The organism is Mesorhizobium sp. B2-7-1 (assembly GCF_006440735.1).
In the GTDB taxonomy this organism is placed as follows: Bacteria; Pseudomonadota; Alphaproteobacteria; order Rhizobiales; family Rhizobiaceae; genus Mesorhizobium.
Map to the genome: position 1 here is coordinate 18,307 of NZ_VFUA01000071.1, position 16,657 is coordinate 34,963.

The window sequence follows — 16,657 nt, forward strand, 5'->3', positions numbered from 1 at the left end:
GACGCTTGTCGGATTGGCTTAAAACTTCACCCGAATGACGGGAATGGACAAGTGACGCAAGTTGACCACCAAACCTCCCCCGCTGTCGTGCAAAAAGTGGCCAAGACCGCTGTGTCCTCCGGGCGCAAAGAATCTGCCGCCATGCGGTTTCTGCGGCGCTGGGGAACGATTGCCGTCATCGTGATTGCGGGCCTTGGGTTTGCTCTCGCCTCGCCGTACTTCGCGACCGTCTCAAACTTGAACAATGTCCTGTTTTCGATGATTGTCAGCGCCCTGGTCTCCATGGGCCTGACATGGGTCGTGATGGCGGGCAGCTTCGATTTATCGATCGGCCTCACGGTGACGACATCGTCAATCCTGGTGGCCTTCCTGATGCCGGTCGTCGGCCCTTGGCTCGCCATAGTGATTGCCCTCGCCGCAGCCTGCGTCATCGGGCTGGTGAACGGTGTCCTCGTCACCTACGGACGGTTGTCGGGCATCGTGGTCACGTTGGGGGTAATGTTTGTGCTTGACGGCATCAACGTCTTCATTACCGGTGGCTACCAGGTACCCATCGACTATGGCGAAACCGCCTTCCTGTATCTCGGTCAGGGGAAGCTCGGAATCATCGGCGTGCCCGTCATCATCCTGCTCGTCATATTCGCCCTAGCCCTCATAGCCGCGACGCGCACGCGTATTGGACACTACATCGCCGCTGTCGGCGACAACCCCATGGCGGCCTTTTACTCGGGCATCAATGTCTACCGCTGGGTGATCCTGGCCTTCGTCCTCTCGGCCTTCATGTCGGGAATCGCCGGGGTTATTGTCACCTCGATCTCTTCGTCGGCCCAGCCAGTCGGGGGCGAAGGCTACCTGCTCGAAGCGTTCGCCGCCGTGTTCCTGGGCGCGACCGTGCTCGGCAAGGGGAAACCCCATGTCCTCGGCACGCTGGTTGGCGTGTTCTTCCTTTACATGGTGGATTCTGGGATGAACATGGTCGGCTTCCCCTTTGCCGCCCGTCACATCTTCCAGGGCTTGGTCCTCATCGTCGCGGTTGGCGCCAACGCGCTCCTCAACCGTGAAGAAGTCCATCTCAAGTTCATCTGAGGGGATGGTCATGTCTGAAGCACCCCTCGTCGAATTGAGAAACCTCGAAAAGGAATTTGCCGGCACCAAGGCCCTAAAAGGTGTCAGCCTGAGCTTCGCCAGTGGCGAGGTTCATGGTTTGCTCGGCGAGAACGGCGCCGGCAAGTCGACGCTCATCAATCTCATGACGGGAGTGTACAGTCCAAGCGCCGGGGAAATCCTGCTCGACGGCGTCCCGGTCAGGATTTCGAGCCCACCAGAAGCCCACCGGCTAGGTCTGGGTGCCGTGTACCAGGATGCGGAACTGGTCTCGAGCTTCACCGTCGGCCAGAACATCCTGCTCGGCAACGAGCCAGGGCGGGTTTCTCTGAATGACCGGGCCATTCACGAAGAAGCGGCTCGGATTTTAGCCGAGATGGGTATCGACCTCGATGTGAGGAGGCTCGCGGGCGACCTTTCGGCGGCCGAGATGCAGCTTGTCACCTTGGCGACTCTTTTCCATCGGCGCTACAAATTGATCGTCCTCGACGAACCGACCGCGCGGCTGTCAGCCGCCGAGTCAGAGGCGCTCTTCCGGATCATCGAGGGCTTCAAGGCTCAGGGCATTGCGATCGTGTACATCTCCCACCGGCTGCGCGAGGTGCAGGAGATTTGCGACCGCGCCACGATCCTGCGGGGCGGCCTTGTCTCCGGCACCCTGAACAGGGGCGAGGTCACCGAGGACCGAGTTACGGAGCTGATGGTCGATCGCAATCGCTCGGAGTTGGCCACCTTCAACAATGGCGAAAGCGTCCTCCCAGACGTTACCCTTGAGGTAACCGCCATATCCACGGCCCGGCTGGCGCCGCTGAGCTTCAAAGTTCACGCAGGCGAAGTCCTCGGTGTCACCGGGCCGGTCGGTGGCGGCATGGAAGAACTGGCCCGCGCGCTTGGCGGCATCACGCGCCACTCTGGGAGCGCCTCGGTGCGAGGTAAGACAGTCGCACTGGCAACGCCGATTCAAGCCCGGAGCGCCGGAATCGCGCTCATCCCCGAAGATCGGCGCAAACAGGCCCTGTTCCCGTCCCTGTCGGTCGCCGAAAATATCTGCCTGCCGGTGCTGAACTCGTTGCAACGCCTGCTGACGGTCAGCCCGGGTCCGATGCGAAAATATGCCGACGGGGTGATGGAGCGGCTCGCGGTCCGCCCGCCCAATTCGTCCACGCAGGTACGGTTCTTCTCAGGCGGTAACCAACAGAAGTTGGTTATCGGCAAATGGATGAGCGCCGGTGCCGCAGTCTATATCGTGGTCGAGCCCACCAACGGTGTCGACGTCGGCGCGATCAAGGAAATCTATGACATCATCCTTGGCCTGGCGAGCGGCGGCGCCGCGGTGCTCCTAGTCTCTTCATCGCTTCGCGAGACCCTCGCCCTGGCCGACCGGATTATGATCATCCACGACGGCGTTAAGGTCGCCGAAGCCCCGAAAAAAGACTGGACCTACGACGAACTGCTGGCCGTGACGCTGAGCGGGATATCGAGACGCGCCGCATAATCAATCGCACAGAAGGAGGACGATCCATGAGCACTGACATCAGGCTCTACATGTTTCAGACCGGCCAGATCCGGCAGAAAGAGGTCGACATCAAGCTCGGCTATAGCCAAGCGGAGTTCTTTACACCCATTCCTTGGTATCTGATCGTTCATCCCAAGGGCAACATCGTGATCGACGGAGGCACCGCAGTCGAAGCGGCCAGGGATCCGGAAGGCTGGTGGGGCGACACCACGAAGAAATACTATCCGATCATGGATCCGGAAGAGGGCTGTGTGAATCAGCTCAGCAAAATCGGCATGAAGCCCGACGACATCAAGTTCGTGCTGCATTCGCACCTTCATCTCGATCATTCCGGCGCCTGCGGGAACTTCCCGAAGGCGCGCCATCTGGTGCAGCGACGCGAGATCGACTGGGCCTTTGCTGCAGACTGGTTCATGCAGGGCGGGTACATCAAGAAGGACCTCACCAAAGACGGCATCACCTGGGATGTCATGGAGGACGAAGACCAATACGACGTGTTCGGCGATGGCAGCGTCCAGACCTTCCTGTCGCCGGGACACACGCCGGGCCATCAGTCGATCATGGTGCGGCTGCCTGAGACTGGCCCTATCCTCCTAGCGATCGACGCTGCCTACACCATGGATCATTGGAACGAGAAATGCCTGCCTGGCGCACTGACATCCGCGCGGGAGGCAGCAGCATCTGTTCGCAGGCTCCGCCGCATCGTCGAGAAGGAAAATGCCATCGTCGTACCCGGCCACGACATGCAGACCTGGCAGAAATTCAAGAAGGCCCCGGCCGAGTATTACAAAAGCCAACACAGGCTTCCGCGACCGGCCGGAGTCACCGGTCGCGGCCCCCATGAAATTGTTCAAACCGAGCGAACGCGGCGCAGCCGCGGAGCGCAGTGATCACTATTGCCGCCAACCGTTCCCTTGGGAGCAGCCTCCAAATGCACGACACGATCCTAGACAACATCCAGACGCGCTGGAACGCTGCCGCGGCGACCTGGGATCCGAAGGCACTGGCACGCATCTACACTAAGGACGCCGTGTTTTTCGGCCTGCTGCCGCGGCTCTACGTTGGCCGGTCGGAAATCGAGGAATATTTCGGGAGCTACAGACTGATCCTTGAGAGGGTCGAATTGACCTTGGTCGACCAAAACACGCGGCCGATGGGCCCAGACGTATTTGCGACGCAGGGCTTCGGCAATATCCTTAACTATAACTTCGACGGGACAGTGACCAAGAACGTCGTCCGTTCTAGCTTCGTGATTGTCGCCAAAGGGAACGAATGGCAGATCGCCTTGCACCATTTTTCAGAGCTCGTCCCTGGACAAAAACCTTCCCGTGGCTAGCAAGACCGGCCTCGTAGTTAGCTCCGCCTTGACCTGCTTTGGATGAAGCCCCGATTTAATATTCACGACCGAGATTGGGCGCAAAGCACCCGCAATTCGATCCGGGGCGCGACCCAAAAGTTCGAAAATCTTCCAGGAACCTTGCGCTCGCCCGGCTCAGTCTTCTTGGATGGCTCAAACTCGCCGAAAGGCGTCGCTTAGGCAATTCGTCTCCGACATCTACCCAAGCACTAACAGGTCGAGGTGATGGTCCCGGAGCTCGCACTCCTCATTTTCCGGTTGGCTGGGATCGACCTACCTTGCACACGCCATTGGCGGTTGATCCGATTTCTATCCAGGCATATCCCCTGCTTCTACTCCCTCGCTCAGCGGCTTCTATTTCCGATGCATGTACGTACTCAAGGCCGCGCAACTGCATTACCGTGGGCTTGGGAGCGTGCGTGAGCCTGCCCCCATGTTCTCGACGAACATTTGGTGAGCTTGATGGACAACAGGAAGTTTTTGACAGCTGAGGAAGTGTCGGAACGCTATCGCGGCAGCATCTCTCTTGGAACGCTGCGAAATTGGCGAGCCAAGAGGATTGGACCGGCGTATGTCAAGCTTGGCAAAGCCGTGTTGTACCCAATTAAGGAACTCGAGACGTGGGATCAAAAGAATACAGTGGCGTGCCGTGCGTCAAAGCGATTCATCGTAAATGGCGGTGAGTGAGGGTGATTAGTGACGGAGAAGCATCCAACACCGACCCCAGAAGCTGCTCCTTACGTTTTCAAAGATGGGGATTTTCGCGATCTATTTCAATAAGTTAGCCTACGGCGATAGGAAGTTCCACAACCACCCTTCGGGGGATCCCACACCTTCCCGCGCGGACATCGAGATGACCAAGCAGATCATCGATACGGCCAAGCCCCTCGGCATCGCCGTGCACGACCACATCATCATCGGCCGCAAGGGCAACGCCTCGATGAAGGGCCTGCTGCTGATCTAGACCGCCTGCGTCGCTGCCACACGCTCGCTAAGACAGGCCTGCGAGGCATCATCCACGCGTCTTCAGGTTTCGAAGCATTGCCACAGCAACAATTGCGGCCAGTAGCATGATCCCTGCGGCAGCCAGGAACGAGCCCGCCGCCGCGCTCGTGTAGGCGCTTCGCGCTGCCGACAACAACACGTTGCCCTCTCCGAGACTTGGCGCAAGACTGCTCGCAGCGCCGATACCGCGCAGCGCAGTCTCCATCGCATCGTCAGAAGCGCCAGTCGGCATGGCCGTGCCGAGCGCAGAGCGATAAAGCAGCGTTGCCAGACTGCCAAGCAAGGCGATGCCAAGCGCGCCACCGAACTCGGAGGCCGTCTCGGAAAGCGCTGAAGCAGCCCCAGACCGTTCCTTCGGCGCCGCGCTGACGACGAGGTCTGCGACGATCGCGATGCCCGGAGCCGAGCCGATCGAGAAAAGCACATTGCCCAGAACGATTAGGATCAAACTGTGCATTTCCGCCGCATATGCCATCAGCGCAAGACCACCCGCTCCGAGAGCGAGGCCGAAGCCGAGGGCATGGGCCGGCCGCATCAGCTTGAGCACGACCGAAGTCAACAAGGAGCCCGCTATGAACCCAAGGCCGGCAGGGATGCTCCACAGGCCGGCTTCCAGCGGATTTAGTCCCAGAACCAACTGAAGATATTGGGCCACAAGAACGAGAATTCCGAAGCCGACAAAGAAATCGAGGACGTTGACTGCGAGCGCCGCTGCCACCACGGACTGCTTGAACAGGCGCAAGTCGAGGAGCGGGTCAGGCAGGGCCATCTGCCGACTTACAAACAGCACCCCGAACACCAGGCCCAATGCGACCGCGGATGCCGACAACACGAGGCCGCCGCCCTCGGCGACGAGCTTGATGCCAAAGATGACTGGCAACACGGCCGCAAGAGACAAAGCCGCACTCAGGACATCAAGCCGCCCGGCGTTTGGGGTCTTGTGCTCGGGCAACAGCACCGGCCCGACCACCAGCAGCACCACCGTGATAGGGATAGGCACCAGGAACACGGCTCCCCACCAGAAGTGCGACAGGAGCAAACCGCCGACGACCGGGCCGATCGCGCCGCCAAACGAGAAACTCGCAACCCAGACGCTTACGGCAAAAGTCCTCTGGCGGTTGTCGCGGAACATGTTGCCGATGAGAGACAGTGTCGAAGGCGCCATCGTCGCGCCGGCGATTCCGAGCAGTGCCCGAGCCAGGATGAGCATCTCGGCGCTCCGTGCAAAGGCTGCGACCAGCGACAGTAGCCCGAACGCCGCCGATCCGATCAGCAGCAGTTTGCGCCGTCCTATCCGGTCACCGAGGGCGCCCATAATGAGGAGCGTACCCGCAGCCAGAAAGCCGTAGATGTCAACGACCCAGAGCAATTGCGCGGCTGTCGGCTTGAGGTCGGCGCTGAGCGACGGCACGGCCAGGTTCAGCACGGTCAGGTCCATTGCGTAGAGTATGCAAGGCAGCGCAATGATCCCGAGGCCGATCCATTCGCGATGCGTAGCCCGGTCTGCGCGCGGATCGGTGACGCCGGATGCGCCCATTGCCATCTCCTGATTGCCGACGTCCGCAGACGTTGCCGCTTCAAAGCGATGCCACGCGCGGCTTTACCGCCGCCAGAGCTTCGCCAGCCGACCAAAGCGCCACACCGAAGAGGGTCAAGTCCTTGACGATGAAAGCGCCGAGCGCCGGGTCGAGTTGCGGCGTAGTCGCCAGGAAACTGAGCGTGACCACCAGCGAGGCGGCGACGCCGTAACTACCGATCGCCGACACCCATGGCGTAAAGGGACGCGAGGCCATCATCAGGGCCAAGGCAATCTCCACGATGCCGATGATGTTCGAAGACAGCTGCTGGTCAAACAGGCTGGGGAGCCAGAACAAGAATGGGCTGTGGACGAGCAACGGATGAATCGCCGTCGCTTCGGCAGCGGTGAACTTAGCTACCCCAAACACCACGAAAAAGAGGACAACGCTGTATCGAGCCACCACCTGCCCTGCCGCCAGGGTCCATTTCTGTAAATTCGCCATGACTACCTCCTTGATAAGTGCGTGCTACACGCACATAGTAAGCCATATAATCGCTAGCGCCGTCAACCCCTCATGATAAAGATTGCCGCCATGACCCGTCTGAGAACCGCCAATATGCTTGCCGCTTTCGCCGGCGAAATTGCCGAACGCGTCGAGGCGACCCTAAAAAGTCACCCCAACCAGACTGACTCCGCCTCGGCTGCGCTCAACATCATGGGTTTTTGGGAAGGCATCACCAACGCGCAGCTCGCGCGAGCGCTGAACCTCTCGCACACGGCAACGGTGCGTCTGGTCGATAAGCTCGAAGCCCAGGGTTTCGTCGAAGCTCGTAAGGGTCAGGACAAGCGTGCCACCCACCTCCATGTAACCGCGGCAGGCCGCAAAGCCGTACTGCCCGCGCTCGTCGCACGTTGCGCGGCGGTCAAGGACTATCTTGAAGTCCTCACCGCCGCTGAAGAAAAGCAGCTCGCCGGCCTCCTCGAGAAGCTGATGCGGCCACTGGCGACGGATGCTTACGGAGTGAGCCATTTTTGCCGCCTTTGCGAATTTACCGCCTGTCCCGGAGACCAGTGCCCGATGCATGCGGACATGGCGTCTTGGCCCGAAATCTGACGAGCCGCCCGGCACGGATACGAACAGGACGAATAGCCAATGCCTCAGAACGACGAACAACCTTGGCGGTTCGACAAAGAACGCGCCGCGCTCCTGGTCATCGACATGCAGAGCGACTTCGTCGACGAGGGCGCGGTGATGGAAGTGGCGATGGCCCGGCATCGCATTCCGGTCATGCGGCGGGTGATCGAACTGTGCCGCGCACATGGCGTCCCGGTGGTCTACACGCAGCATGTGCTGAGCGACCATTTCAACATCTCGCCGCTCGAAACCGCCTACCAGCCGAGACTGAAGGCCGAAGGCATGCGCGAAGGCAGCGCCGGCACCGGGATCGTCGCGGAACTCGCCCCCTTGGCGGGCGAGGTGGTCATCAAGAAGCACCGCTACGACGCGTTCCACAACACGCAGCTGGAAACGGTGCTGCGCAACATTCGCGGCGCCGGCCAGGTCGACACCGTCATCATCATCGGCACGGTGACGAGCATCTGCTGCGAATCGACGGCCCGCAGCGCCTTCATGCGCGACTACAAAGTGGCTTTCGTCGGCGATGCCAATGGCGGGCTGGACGAGGCATCGCACGACGCGACGCTCGCTATCATTGGCAAGGTGTTCGGGCGCGTGATGACGGCCGCGGAACTGGAAAGCCTGTTCTAAGCGTAGGATCAGGGCGGATCGGTCTTGCAGCTTGCCGCAATCTGCCCAATCGCCTCGGAGAGGCCCGAGAGCTCGAAATCGGCCTCGCCGCGCCCCGAGAGCAGACCGAAGCGCCATGACAGCGTCAGCCGGTTGGCTGACGCCAGGCGCCTGATGCCATCGTCTCCATCCCTGACCAGCGTTCTGCCGCGCGGGCCAACCGACCAGCTCTCGTCGATTTTGCCGCCGCCATCGACAATGACGGAGATGGTGATCTTGCGGCTGGCGGAGACGGCATCGTTGAGCTGGAGCCATTCGCTCCAGCGCGGTTCGCCGTCAGGCCGGCAAGCCAAGGTCAATACCGGGCTGTAACCCAGGGCTCCGCCGCCGGTGATCAGCTTGTTGCTGGCGTGCAGCGATGCCGTGATCTGGCCGTCATCGCCGGCGCCGACGCTCCAGTTGCCGAGATCCGGCTCGGCCCGGGCAGCGCCGGCGGTCGTGGCAAAGAAGAGCGCCGCGGCGACGACCACGTCTCTCATCATGAACCCCAGCCTCACCAGTGCCTCCAAACAGCCGCGAACGCGATGAAGCGCAGATAATGTTCAACGCTTGGTATCGCCAGCGGCAGGCCATCAAGACAAGTTGTCTGTGTTGCCGCGCCGCCACAATGGATCACATCACAATGAAAAAGGCCGCCCGGAGGCGGCCTTTCGAAATCGATGAATTGGGACCTGTTACTCGGCTTCCTTGGCGGCCTTCTTCTTCGGCGCGGCCTTCTTCTTCGGCTCTTCGGCCTCGTCGGCGGCTTCGCCCGCCTTTGCCTCGCCCGTCTTTGCCTCACTTGCCTTGGCTTCGGCTTTCTTCGAGGAAGCCTTCTTGGCCGGCTTCGCCTTAGTCGCGGTCTCGGCCTCCTCGTCGTCGGCCATCAGTTCGTCCTTGCCGACCTTGACGTCGTTGACCGATATCTGGCCGAGCAGATAGTCGACGACCTTCTCCTCGAACATCGGCGCGCGCAGCGCGTTGATGGCTTCGGGGTTGCTGCGGTAATACTCGAAGGCTTCCTGCTGCTGGTTGGCCGGGAAGCGGCGCACCTGCTCGAACAGGCCGCGCTGCAGCTCTTCGTCCGACACGGTGACGCCGGCCTTCTCACCGATCTCGGCCAGAACCAGGCCAAGGCGCACGCGGCGCTCGGCAAGGCGCATATATTCGGCCCGCGCCTCTTCTTCCGTCGTCTCCTCGTCGGCGAAAGTGCGGCCGGCTGCTTCGAGGTCGCGGTTGACCTGAGCCCAGATGTTGTTGAACTCGGCCTCGACGAGCTTCGACGGCGCCTCGAAGGAATACGAAGCATCGAGCTGGTCGAGCAGCTGGCGTTTCACCTTCTGGCGGGTCATCGAGCCGAACTGGTTCTCGATCTGGCCACGCACGATCTCGCGCAGGCGCTCCAGCGATTCCAGGCCGAGATTCTTGGCCGTCTCGTCATTGACCTCGAGCGCGCCGGGCGCCGACACTTCCTTGACGGTGACGTCGAAGGTGGCTTCCTTGCCGGCCAGATGCGCCGCCTGGTAGCTTTCGGGGAAAGTGACGGTGACCTGCTTCTCGTCGCCGGCCTTCGCGCCGATCAGCTGGTCCTCGAAGCCGGGGATGAACTCCTTGGAGCCGAGCACCAGCGGTTGGTCGTTGCCGGCGCCGCCGGCGAAAGCCTCGCCGTCGATCTTGCCGACATAGTCGATGCTGACGCGGTCGCCCTCGGCGGCCTTGCCGGTCTTCGGCTCGTAGCTGCGCGCCGATTCGGCGACGCGCTTGACCTGATCGTCGACTTCCGATTCCGGCACGTCGTAAACCTGACGCGTCACCTTGATGTCGGAGAAATCCTTGATCTCGATCGCCGGGATGACCTCGTAATTGAGGCTGAATTCGAAGTCGGAGCCGCCAGCCAGGATCTTCTCGGCCTCCTTCTCGTCCTCGGTCATGATCACTTCGGGCTGCATGGCGGCCTTTTCGCCGCGCCCCGAGATGATCGAACGGGTCGAGTCGTTGAGGATCTCGTTGACGACCTCGGCCATGAACGACTTGCCGTACATCTTGCGCAGGTGCTGCACCGGCACCTTGCCCGGGCGAAAGCCATTGATGCGCACCTTGTCGCGGGCATCGGTCAGCCGCGCCATCAGCTTGGCTTCCATGTCACCGGCCGGCACGGTGATCTTGATCTCGCGCTTGAGACCGGAGTTGAGCGTTTCGGTGACCTGCATCCTAGAACCTTTGTTTTAACAACGAGACTGCCAACGGTCCCAACCGTTTACAGCCTGCCGGTATGATCTTGCCGGAAATGGCTTTTGGTACGGAACCTGGCGATTTGACCGCCGATGCGGTTCAAATTCTCCTGAACTAAGCTTTGCAAACTGCGAATAAGTTCTTGTTTTACCTATAACTTTTCACATCTTGCAGAAGCGGAAATTCACGTTCCGTAACATTCGACACGCCTTTTGTCACAGGCTAGGCTAATTTTCAACTATCTTCGGTGCAATGCATGCCGCCCAAAAGTGCGCAGCGGTTTTGGGAGAACGGCATGCATCAAACGAAACTCAAGGCGCGTCGCCTGAATCCATTCCGACGCGACGCGCTTTAGCCGGATAAGCATGACTTGAACCCCCGACATTGACAGAATGATGGCTACATGGGATTGCCGGGGAAAAGCGGATGTGGCGGAATTGGTAGACGCCCTGGATTTAGGTTCCAGTGCCGAAAGGCGTGGGGGTTCGAGTCCCTTCATCCGCACCATCCTTCGCTCTGACGAGCTTCGGATGGCAGGCCGCCCTTAGCCGATGTCGCTTCGATAATGGAAATCCCTGAGGAACTTAGGCAAGCCCACAAACACGGCTCCAACCATAGGCAAGAGGTGGAGAGCAGCCTAATCTGCGGATGTTTCTTTTGCCTTTCCGTCTATCCTCCCTCTGATATCCAAGAATGGGTTGATGAAGATGAAGCCGGACGTGGGACGACGGCTATCTGCCCCAAATGCGGCATCGATTCCGTTCTTGGAGACAAATCAGGCTACCCGATAACCGACGTCTTCCTGAAAAGCATGAAGACGCTTTGGTTCTAGTAATTCAGTACAGCGGCTCCTCGAACAGCGTCTTGTCGCGGTCCATCAGCGCCTTGATCTGTGCGGTGCCATCGGCCGATAGCGCGAGCTTGATGCCGAACGGGCGTACGCGCATGTCGTCCTGGATCGCCATGCCCTCGCCTTCCGGCACATAGAAGCGATTGATCCCGTAGTCCGGCGCGATCGTCGTGTCGGGGCTGCGCAGGTCCCAGCCCGCGGCGACATGTCCGGCGATATCCGCCTCGTCCGCGCCGGCCGGGGCCGGCGCTTTGCCGAACCAGGCCGCGGTCGGCTGCCAGTAGCCGTCCGCGCCCTTCTTCAATCGCACCGTGATCGAGCCGTCGTCGGTGGAAAACGCGCCTTGCGGGACGTTGGAGATCAGCTTTGCCGGGATGCGCGAAATGTTGTTGTTGAGCGAGACATAGTCACCGCGCAGGAGATCGCGCGGATCGACGGGCTCGACTTTCAAGAGCACTTCCTTGCCGTTGCGCAGGATTGCGGCGCGACCGGCGATGATCCAGCTGAGAAAGCTTATCTGGACAAGCGCCAGCACCAGCGCCGAGACGATCAGTTTCTTGCCGGTCATGCTGTTACCCCCTGCTGCGCAGGCGCCCTCATGCGTTTCTCGACGCGGATGATGATCAGCGCCAGGATGCCGAGCAGCACCGCCGCGGCCAGGAAGAACCCGGCCGTATCCAGCATCGACTTCAAGGTGACGCTGTAGATGATGGCGAGTTCGAAGGCGAAACCGGCATAGGCCAGCCAGCGTAGCCCCCTGCTCTCGCGGCCCGCCAGCATGATCGCCGCGACGATGCCGGCAAGCGCTACGATCGAGGCGACGGCGAAACCGCTGTTGTAAGTGCTTTCATCCGCTAGTTCGAACTGGACGATCGCCATGCCGGTGAGGAAGCCGAGCAAGGCGTGCAAGGGCAGCCGGCGGCCGAGCTGAAGGATCCTCTCGATCGGATCGCCCGCAAAGACCGCGGCGGCAAAGAGAAGCGCCGAGGCGATGGCTAGCGACACCGCCACCGGTAGCGTGTCGTGATCCGTCGCAAGCAGCACCAGATAGAGAATGACCGACAGGATGATGAGGTGGCGCGCGGCCTGGCTGCGCGTCCAGAACGAAATGGCGAACAGGACGATCGCCATGACGATGAAGAGATGCGGAATTTCCGCGCGCCAGTAGAAGCCGAACCCCTTGAGGACCAGCCAGGCGTCCGCGATGCCGACCGCCGCCACGGTCAGCGGGTTGGAACGCAGCGCCACCGCCGCCAGCGCCGTGCCGGCGCACCAGGTGAGCAGAGCCGAGGCCTCGTCGCCCGAGAGGTGATACATCTGGCCGATCAGGGCGATCGACCCGCCGAAGGCCGCGGCGGCGATGATCCACAGCGCCTCGCCGATCGCGGCATGGTCGCGCGTCTTCAGCACCGCGCCGCCGACATAGCCGGCAAGGATGAGGGCAAACAGCGCTGCCGCGCGAACGAGACGCGGGATGACCTCCCAGTTGGCGGCGACGAAAATCAGGATCGCGGCGCCGAACAAAAGCGCTGCCATCATCGCCAGGATGGAGCCGAAACTCAGCGACGCGCGTTCATTGGCCACGACGTCGCGCGTCAATGCCTCCGCCGTGGCGGGATCGACCAGCCCGGCCTCCCGCCAGCGCGCGATATCCGCCCTCACTCGTGCCGCATAGCCCGCCATGCTTTCCCCCCGAGCCCGGTCATTTTCTTAGCCGGGGCAGCCAAACCGTTGACGCGGCGGCATTTTCCGATTCGGCCTTCTTTGTGACGCAGGCGTGAATGGCCATTAATGTTGCATTGCACAATTTGCATTGCTGCCATGCGCCAACGGCACTTTTAAACCGATATGATCTCACCTATTTTCTGTTCGTACACAAACGGAATGATCCGAACCAAAGACGAAACGAGAACTACCATGAACCTGATCCGCAACTACCGCAACTGGCGCCGCTACCGGGACACCGTTTCCGAGCTGAGCCGCCTGTCGAACCGTGAACTGACTGACCTCGGCATCAGCCGCAGCGACATCCACTACGTCGCTCGCAAGGCGGTCTAATCCGCTTCGGACCGCAAATGGTCCGAACCAGTTTTGAAGAGAGTTAAGACAATGAACCTGATCCGCAGCTATCGTAACTGGCGCGTCTACCGCGACACCGTTACTGAGCTGGGTCGGCTTTCGAACCGCCAGCTCCATGATCTCGGCATCGTTCGCGCCGAGATCAAGATGGTCGCCCGCAAGGCGATCTAAGTAAGGAATTTCGCCAGGGTCGACCTCCTCCCCGACCCTGACGGATACGGTCAACCTTCACCTCCTCCCGAGGGTTGACCACCGAAACGGCGCCCGCCGGACCTCCTCCCCCGGCGGGCGTTGTTCTCCAGAAGCGAACGAAGTTCGTCTTCCAAGCGAACGAAGTTCGTCTTCCAAGGTTTCGCCCCTTCTCAAAGGCGAAAAGAATTTTTGTCCTTAAGGACCAAAGGAATTTCGTCAGAGCCGACCTCCTCCCCGGCGATGACGAATACGGTCGATCTTCACCTCCTCCCGAGGATCGACCCCCAAAACGACACCCGCCGGACCTCCTCCCCCGGCGGGTGTTGTTGTTTTTGGCGCTAGTCACCAGGCCAGCCATTTTCCCGGCAATTGCAATCGCTGCGCCAAGCGATTATTCCGGCGCTCATGAGCAAAAATCCCGTACACGTCATCGGCGGCGGCCTCGCCGGCTCCGAAGCCGCATGGCAGATCGCGCAAGCCGGCGTCCCGGTCGTGCTGCACGAAATGCGCCCAGTGCGCGGCACCGACGCGCATAAGACCGATGGTCTGGCCGAGCTCGTCTGCTCCAATTCCTTCCGCTCCGACGACGCCGAAAACAACGCCGTTGGCCTGCTGCATGCCGAAATGCGGCTTGCCGGCTCGCTGATCATGAGCGCCGGCGACGCGCATCAGGTTCCTGCCGGCGGCGCGCTGGCGGTCGACCGCGACGGTTTTTCCGACGCGGTGACGGCCAGGATCGAAGCGCATCCGCTGATCACTATTCAGCGCGAGGAAGTGCCCGGACTGCCGCCCAAGGATTGGGACCAGGCGATCATCGCCACGGGTCCGCTGACGGCGCCCTCGCTCGCACAGTCGATCGCGGAGGCCACCGGCGCCGATGCGCTGGCCTTCTTCGACGCGATCGCGCCGATCGTGCATTTCGACACGATCGATATGAACACTGCCTGGTTCCAGTCGCGCTACGACAAGATCGGCCCCGGCGGCACCGGCAAGGACTACATCAACTGCCCGATGGACAAGGACCAGTATCTCGCCTTCGTTCAGGCGTTGCTGGAGGGTCAGAAAACCGAGTTCAAGGAGTGGGAAGGCACGCCTTATTTCGACGGCTGCCTGCCGATCGAGGTGATGGCCGAACGTGGCGTCGAGACCTTGCGCTACGGGCCGATGAAGCCGATGGGCCTGACCAACGCCCACAACCCGACAGTCAAGGCCTATGCCGTGGTGCAGCTTCGCCAGGACAATGCGCTGGGCACGCTCTACAACATGGTCGGTTTCCAGACCAAGCTGAAGCATGCCGAGCAGGTGCGCATCTTCCGCACCATTCCCGGGCTTGAAAACGCGGACTTCGCACGGCTCGGCGGTCTGCACCGCAACACCTACATCAACTCGCCGACGCTGCTCGATCCCTCGCTCCAGCTGAGGTCACGGCCGGGCCTGCGCTTCGCCGGCCAGATCACCGGCTGCGAAGGCTATGTCGAAAGCGCCGCCATCGGCCTGCTCGCCGGCCGCTTTGCCGCCGCCGAGCGACTCGGCCAGACGCCATCTTTGCCGCCTGCGACGACGGCCTTCGGTGCGCTCCTCAACCACATCACCGGCGGCCACATCGTCTCCGACGACGAGCCGGGCAAGCGCTCCTTCCAGCCGATGAACGTCAATTTCGGCCTGTTTCCGCCGGCGGAAGCGCCGAAAGCCGAAGGCAAGCGCCTGCGCGGCAAGGATAAGACTATCGCCAAGCGCCACGCCATCACGTCGAGGGCGCTGGCCGATTGCAGGCAATGGATGGGCCTGCCCGCGCAGGCGCAGGCGGCGGAGTAGCTTATGGCTGACGTCTCCAGGTTGCCTCAGCTTCTGCCGCCGGGTCTGCCGGCAAGTGAAGAGCCCTTTGCGGGTGACTACGAGATTATCTGGAGCCTCTATATTCGCTGCAAGAGCCTCCAAAAATTGCGCGAGGTTCATATCCCTGCACTCGAAGCGCTGATCGGCCAGCCACATGGCGGCAAAGGTTGGCAGTACGACAACGAACGCTACATCAAGAACCGGGACCGGAGCCTGAAGAGGATTATTGCCTTAAAGCGCCTCCCAGGCCCTTACACCGATCAGATCCTCGTCGATTTCATGAAGACACTTTATTCGCTCTCTTCGTATTGGACAATTCAAGCGCGGCTGGACCCGTCGCACCCCCGCGGTGTGTATGTGTGCGCCAGCTTCAAATCCGAAACTGCGCCCTCAGAGACACCGGCGGTCGTCGACGCTATGGTTGAATTGGAGGCCAATTTCACAGACGCCATGGGTGGAGAATCCGGGCTGTATCTCGGCTCCGGTCAGCGTATCAGCTAGTCATTTCCAACTATTCCGCCGGCTCGGCACTCGCCTGGGGCAGCCCCGGCTTGCCCGCTTCTCCCGGATTCCTCCGCACATAAGCCGCCTTCAGCGTCTCGGACGTATCGCGCGAGCCGTCATGGCTCCAGCCCGGCGGCTGGACGAGGTAGTTAATCCGCTGGCCGAGCGTCAGCCCTGGCGCAAACGCATCCTTGAACATGCCGATCCATTCGTGGAAGGCCACCTTCAACGGGTTGAAGGTGCCGATGTTCTTGACGATGCCGTAGCGCGGCCGGTCTTCCTCCAACTCCTCCACGAAGGTGCCGAACATGCGATCCCAGATGATCAGCGTCCCGGCGTAGTTGGCGTCGAGGTAGCGCGGGTTGGTGGCGTGGTGCACACGGTGGTGCGAGGGCGTGTTGAAGATCAATTCGAACCAGCCCCACGTCTTGCCGATGGTTTCGGTGTGGATCCAGAACTGCCAGACCAAGTTGAAGCCGAAGACGAAGGCGATGACAGCCGGATGAAAGCCGAGCAGCACCAGCGGCGCCTGCAGGATGAAGGTGAAGGTAAATAGACCCGTCCAGCTCTGCCTGAGCGCCGTCGAGAGGTTGTAGTGCTGGCTGGACACCCCTTTGACGTAAACGTCAATCGTGCTAGGGGTTCCGTCGCGTGGACTCGCATCAAAGAAATGCGGG

18 protein-coding genes, 1 tRNA gene and 1 pseudogene are annotated in these 16,657 nt (G+C 61.1%); 13 read left to right on the plus strand and 7 right to left on the minus strand.

The annotated features are described in order from the left end of the window. Window positions 1-51 precede the first annotated feature (51 nt). The 6 genes and pseudogenes from FJ471_RS23105 to FJ471_RS23130 form a co-directional block, all read left to right on the plus strand. Window positions 52-1,086, plus strand: a complete 1,035-nt coding sequence (locus FJ471_RS23105; RefSeq protein WP_246684803.1) for an ABC transporter permease — start codon at window positions 52-54, stop codon at window positions 1,084-1,086. Between the two features lie 10 nt (window positions 1,087-1,096). Beyond that, window positions 1,097-2,599 carry a sugar ABC transporter ATP-binding protein gene (locus FJ471_RS23110; protein ID WP_140807052.1) on the plus strand — a complete coding sequence of 501 codons (1,503 nt, stop codon included), beginning with the start codon at window positions 1,097-1,099 and terminating at the stop codon, window positions 2,597-2,599. A gap of 26 nt (window positions 2,600-2,625) precedes the next feature. After that, a complete protein-coding gene (gene attM / locus FJ471_RS23115) occupies window positions 2,626-3,510 on the plus strand; it encodes an N-acyl homoserine lactonase AttM (RefSeq protein WP_140807053.1) in 885 nt (294 codons plus the stop codon). Window positions 3,511-3,551: 41 nt separating this feature from the next. After that, window positions 3,552-3,956 carry an SgcJ/EcaC family oxidoreductase gene (locus FJ471_RS23120; protein WP_140807054.1) on the plus strand — a complete coding sequence of 135 codons (405 nt, stop codon included), beginning with the start codon at window positions 3,552-3,554 and terminating at the stop codon, window positions 3,954-3,956. 483 nt (window positions 3,957-4,439) lie between these two features. Beyond that, on the plus strand, window positions 4,440-4,664 hold the full coding sequence (locus FJ471_RS23125; protein ID WP_140807055.1) for a helix-turn-helix domain-containing protein: 225 nt from the start codon (window positions 4,440-4,442) through the stop codon (window positions 4,662-4,664). Between the two features lie 118 nt (window positions 4,665-4,782). Then, window positions 4,783-4,941 (plus strand): annotated as a pseudogene (locus FJ471_RS23130) (JAB domain-containing protein); the annotation flags it as partial. A gap of 48 nt (window positions 4,942-4,989) precedes the next feature. Here FJ471_RS23130 and FJ471_RS23135 read toward each other — a convergent pair. Continuing rightward, window positions 4,990-6,519: an MFS transporter gene (locus tag FJ471_RS23135; RefSeq protein ID WP_140807056.1), complete on the minus strand. Its 1,530-nt coding sequence runs from the start codon at window positions 6,517-6,519 to the stop codon at window positions 4,990-4,992. A 40-nt stretch (window positions 6,520-6,559) separates the two neighbouring features. After that, entirely contained in the window at window positions 6,560-7,003 is a 444-nt protein-coding gene (locus FJ471_RS23140; RefSeq protein ID WP_140807057.1) for a DUF417 family protein, read from the minus strand. A 90-nt stretch (window positions 7,004-7,093) separates the two neighbouring features. On the opposite strand from FJ471_RS23140, the gene FJ471_RS23145 reads away from it, so the two are divergent. After that, window positions 7,094-7,615, plus strand: coding sequence for a MarR family transcriptional regulator (locus FJ471_RS23145; RefSeq protein WP_140807058.1), 522 nt, complete (start codon window positions 7,094-7,096; stop codon window positions 7,613-7,615). Window positions 7,616-7,654: 39 nt separating this feature from the next. Continuing rightward, window positions 7,655-8,269 (plus strand): isochorismatase family cysteine hydrolase, encoded by a 615-nt coding sequence (locus FJ471_RS23150; protein WP_140807059.1) that lies wholly within the window; start codon window positions 7,655-7,657, stop codon window positions 8,267-8,269. 8 nt (window positions 8,270-8,277) lie between these two features. Here the strand turns inward: FJ471_RS23150 and FJ471_RS23155 are convergent, their stop codons facing one another. Together FJ471_RS23155 and tig are read right to left on the minus strand one after the other, a co-directional pair. Further along, window positions 8,278-8,805, minus strand: coding sequence for a hypothetical protein (locus FJ471_RS23155; RefSeq protein WP_140807060.1), 528 nt, complete (start codon window positions 8,803-8,805; stop codon window positions 8,278-8,280). A gap of 177 nt (window positions 8,806-8,982) precedes the next feature. Beyond that, a complete protein-coding gene (gene tig / locus FJ471_RS23160; RefSeq protein ID WP_140807061.1) occupies window positions 8,983-10,497 on the minus strand; it encodes a trigger factor in 1,515 nt (504 codons plus the stop codon). A 444-nt stretch (window positions 10,498-10,941) separates the two neighbouring features. Here tig and FJ471_RS23165 point away from each other — a divergent pair. Beyond that, window positions 10,942-11,026 (plus strand) — tRNA-Leu (locus FJ471_RS23165). 329 nt (window positions 11,027-11,355) lie between these two features. Here the strand turns inward: FJ471_RS23165 and FJ471_RS23175 are convergent. Then, complete coding sequence (locus FJ471_RS23175; protein ID WP_140807063.1) at window positions 11,356-11,937, minus strand: GDYXXLXY domain-containing protein; 582 nt, start codon at window positions 11,935-11,937, stop codon at window positions 11,356-11,358. Further along, window positions 11,934-13,052 (minus strand): DUF2157 domain-containing protein, encoded by a 1,119-nt coding sequence (locus tag FJ471_RS23180; protein WP_140807064.1) that lies wholly within the window; start codon window positions 13,050-13,052, stop codon window positions 11,934-11,936. Before FJ471_RS23180 ends, FJ471_RS23175 begins: the two co-directional genes overlap by 4 nt. 234 nt (window positions 13,053-13,286) lie before the next feature. Between FJ471_RS23180 and FJ471_RS23185 the strand changes: the two genes are divergently transcribed. From FJ471_RS23185 to FJ471_RS23200, 4 genes are all read left to right on the plus strand, one after another. Further along, entirely contained in the window at window positions 13,287-13,427 is a 141-nt protein-coding gene (locus FJ471_RS23185; protein ID WP_006335194.1) for a DUF1127 domain-containing protein, read from the plus strand. A 51-nt stretch (window positions 13,428-13,478) separates the two neighbouring features. Beyond that, window positions 13,479-13,619, plus strand: coding sequence for a DUF1127 domain-containing protein (locus FJ471_RS23190; protein ID WP_140807065.1), 141 nt, complete (start codon window positions 13,479-13,481; stop codon window positions 13,617-13,619). A gap of 426 nt (window positions 13,620-14,045) precedes the next feature. Continuing rightward, window positions 14,046-15,455 (plus strand): methylenetetrahydrofolate--tRNA-(uracil(54)-C(5))-methyltransferase (FADH(2)-oxidizing) TrmFO, encoded by a 1,410-nt coding sequence (gene trmFO / locus FJ471_RS23195; protein ID WP_140807066.1) that lies wholly within the window; start codon window positions 14,046-14,048, stop codon window positions 15,453-15,455. 3 nt (window positions 15,456-15,458) lie between these two features. Continuing rightward, the gene (locus FJ471_RS23200; protein WP_140807067.1) at window positions 15,459-15,977 is read left to right on the plus strand and encodes a hypothetical protein; all 519 of its coding nucleotides are present in this window, start codon (window positions 15,459-15,461) and stop codon (window positions 15,975-15,977) included. 10 nt (window positions 15,978-15,987) lie between these two features. On the opposite strand, the gene FJ471_RS23205 is transcribed toward FJ471_RS23200, so the two are convergent. Then, window positions 15,988-16,657, minus strand: a 670-nt coding sequence (locus FJ471_RS23205; protein WP_246684804.1) for a sterol desaturase family protein, incomplete at its 5' end; no start/stop codon positions are given.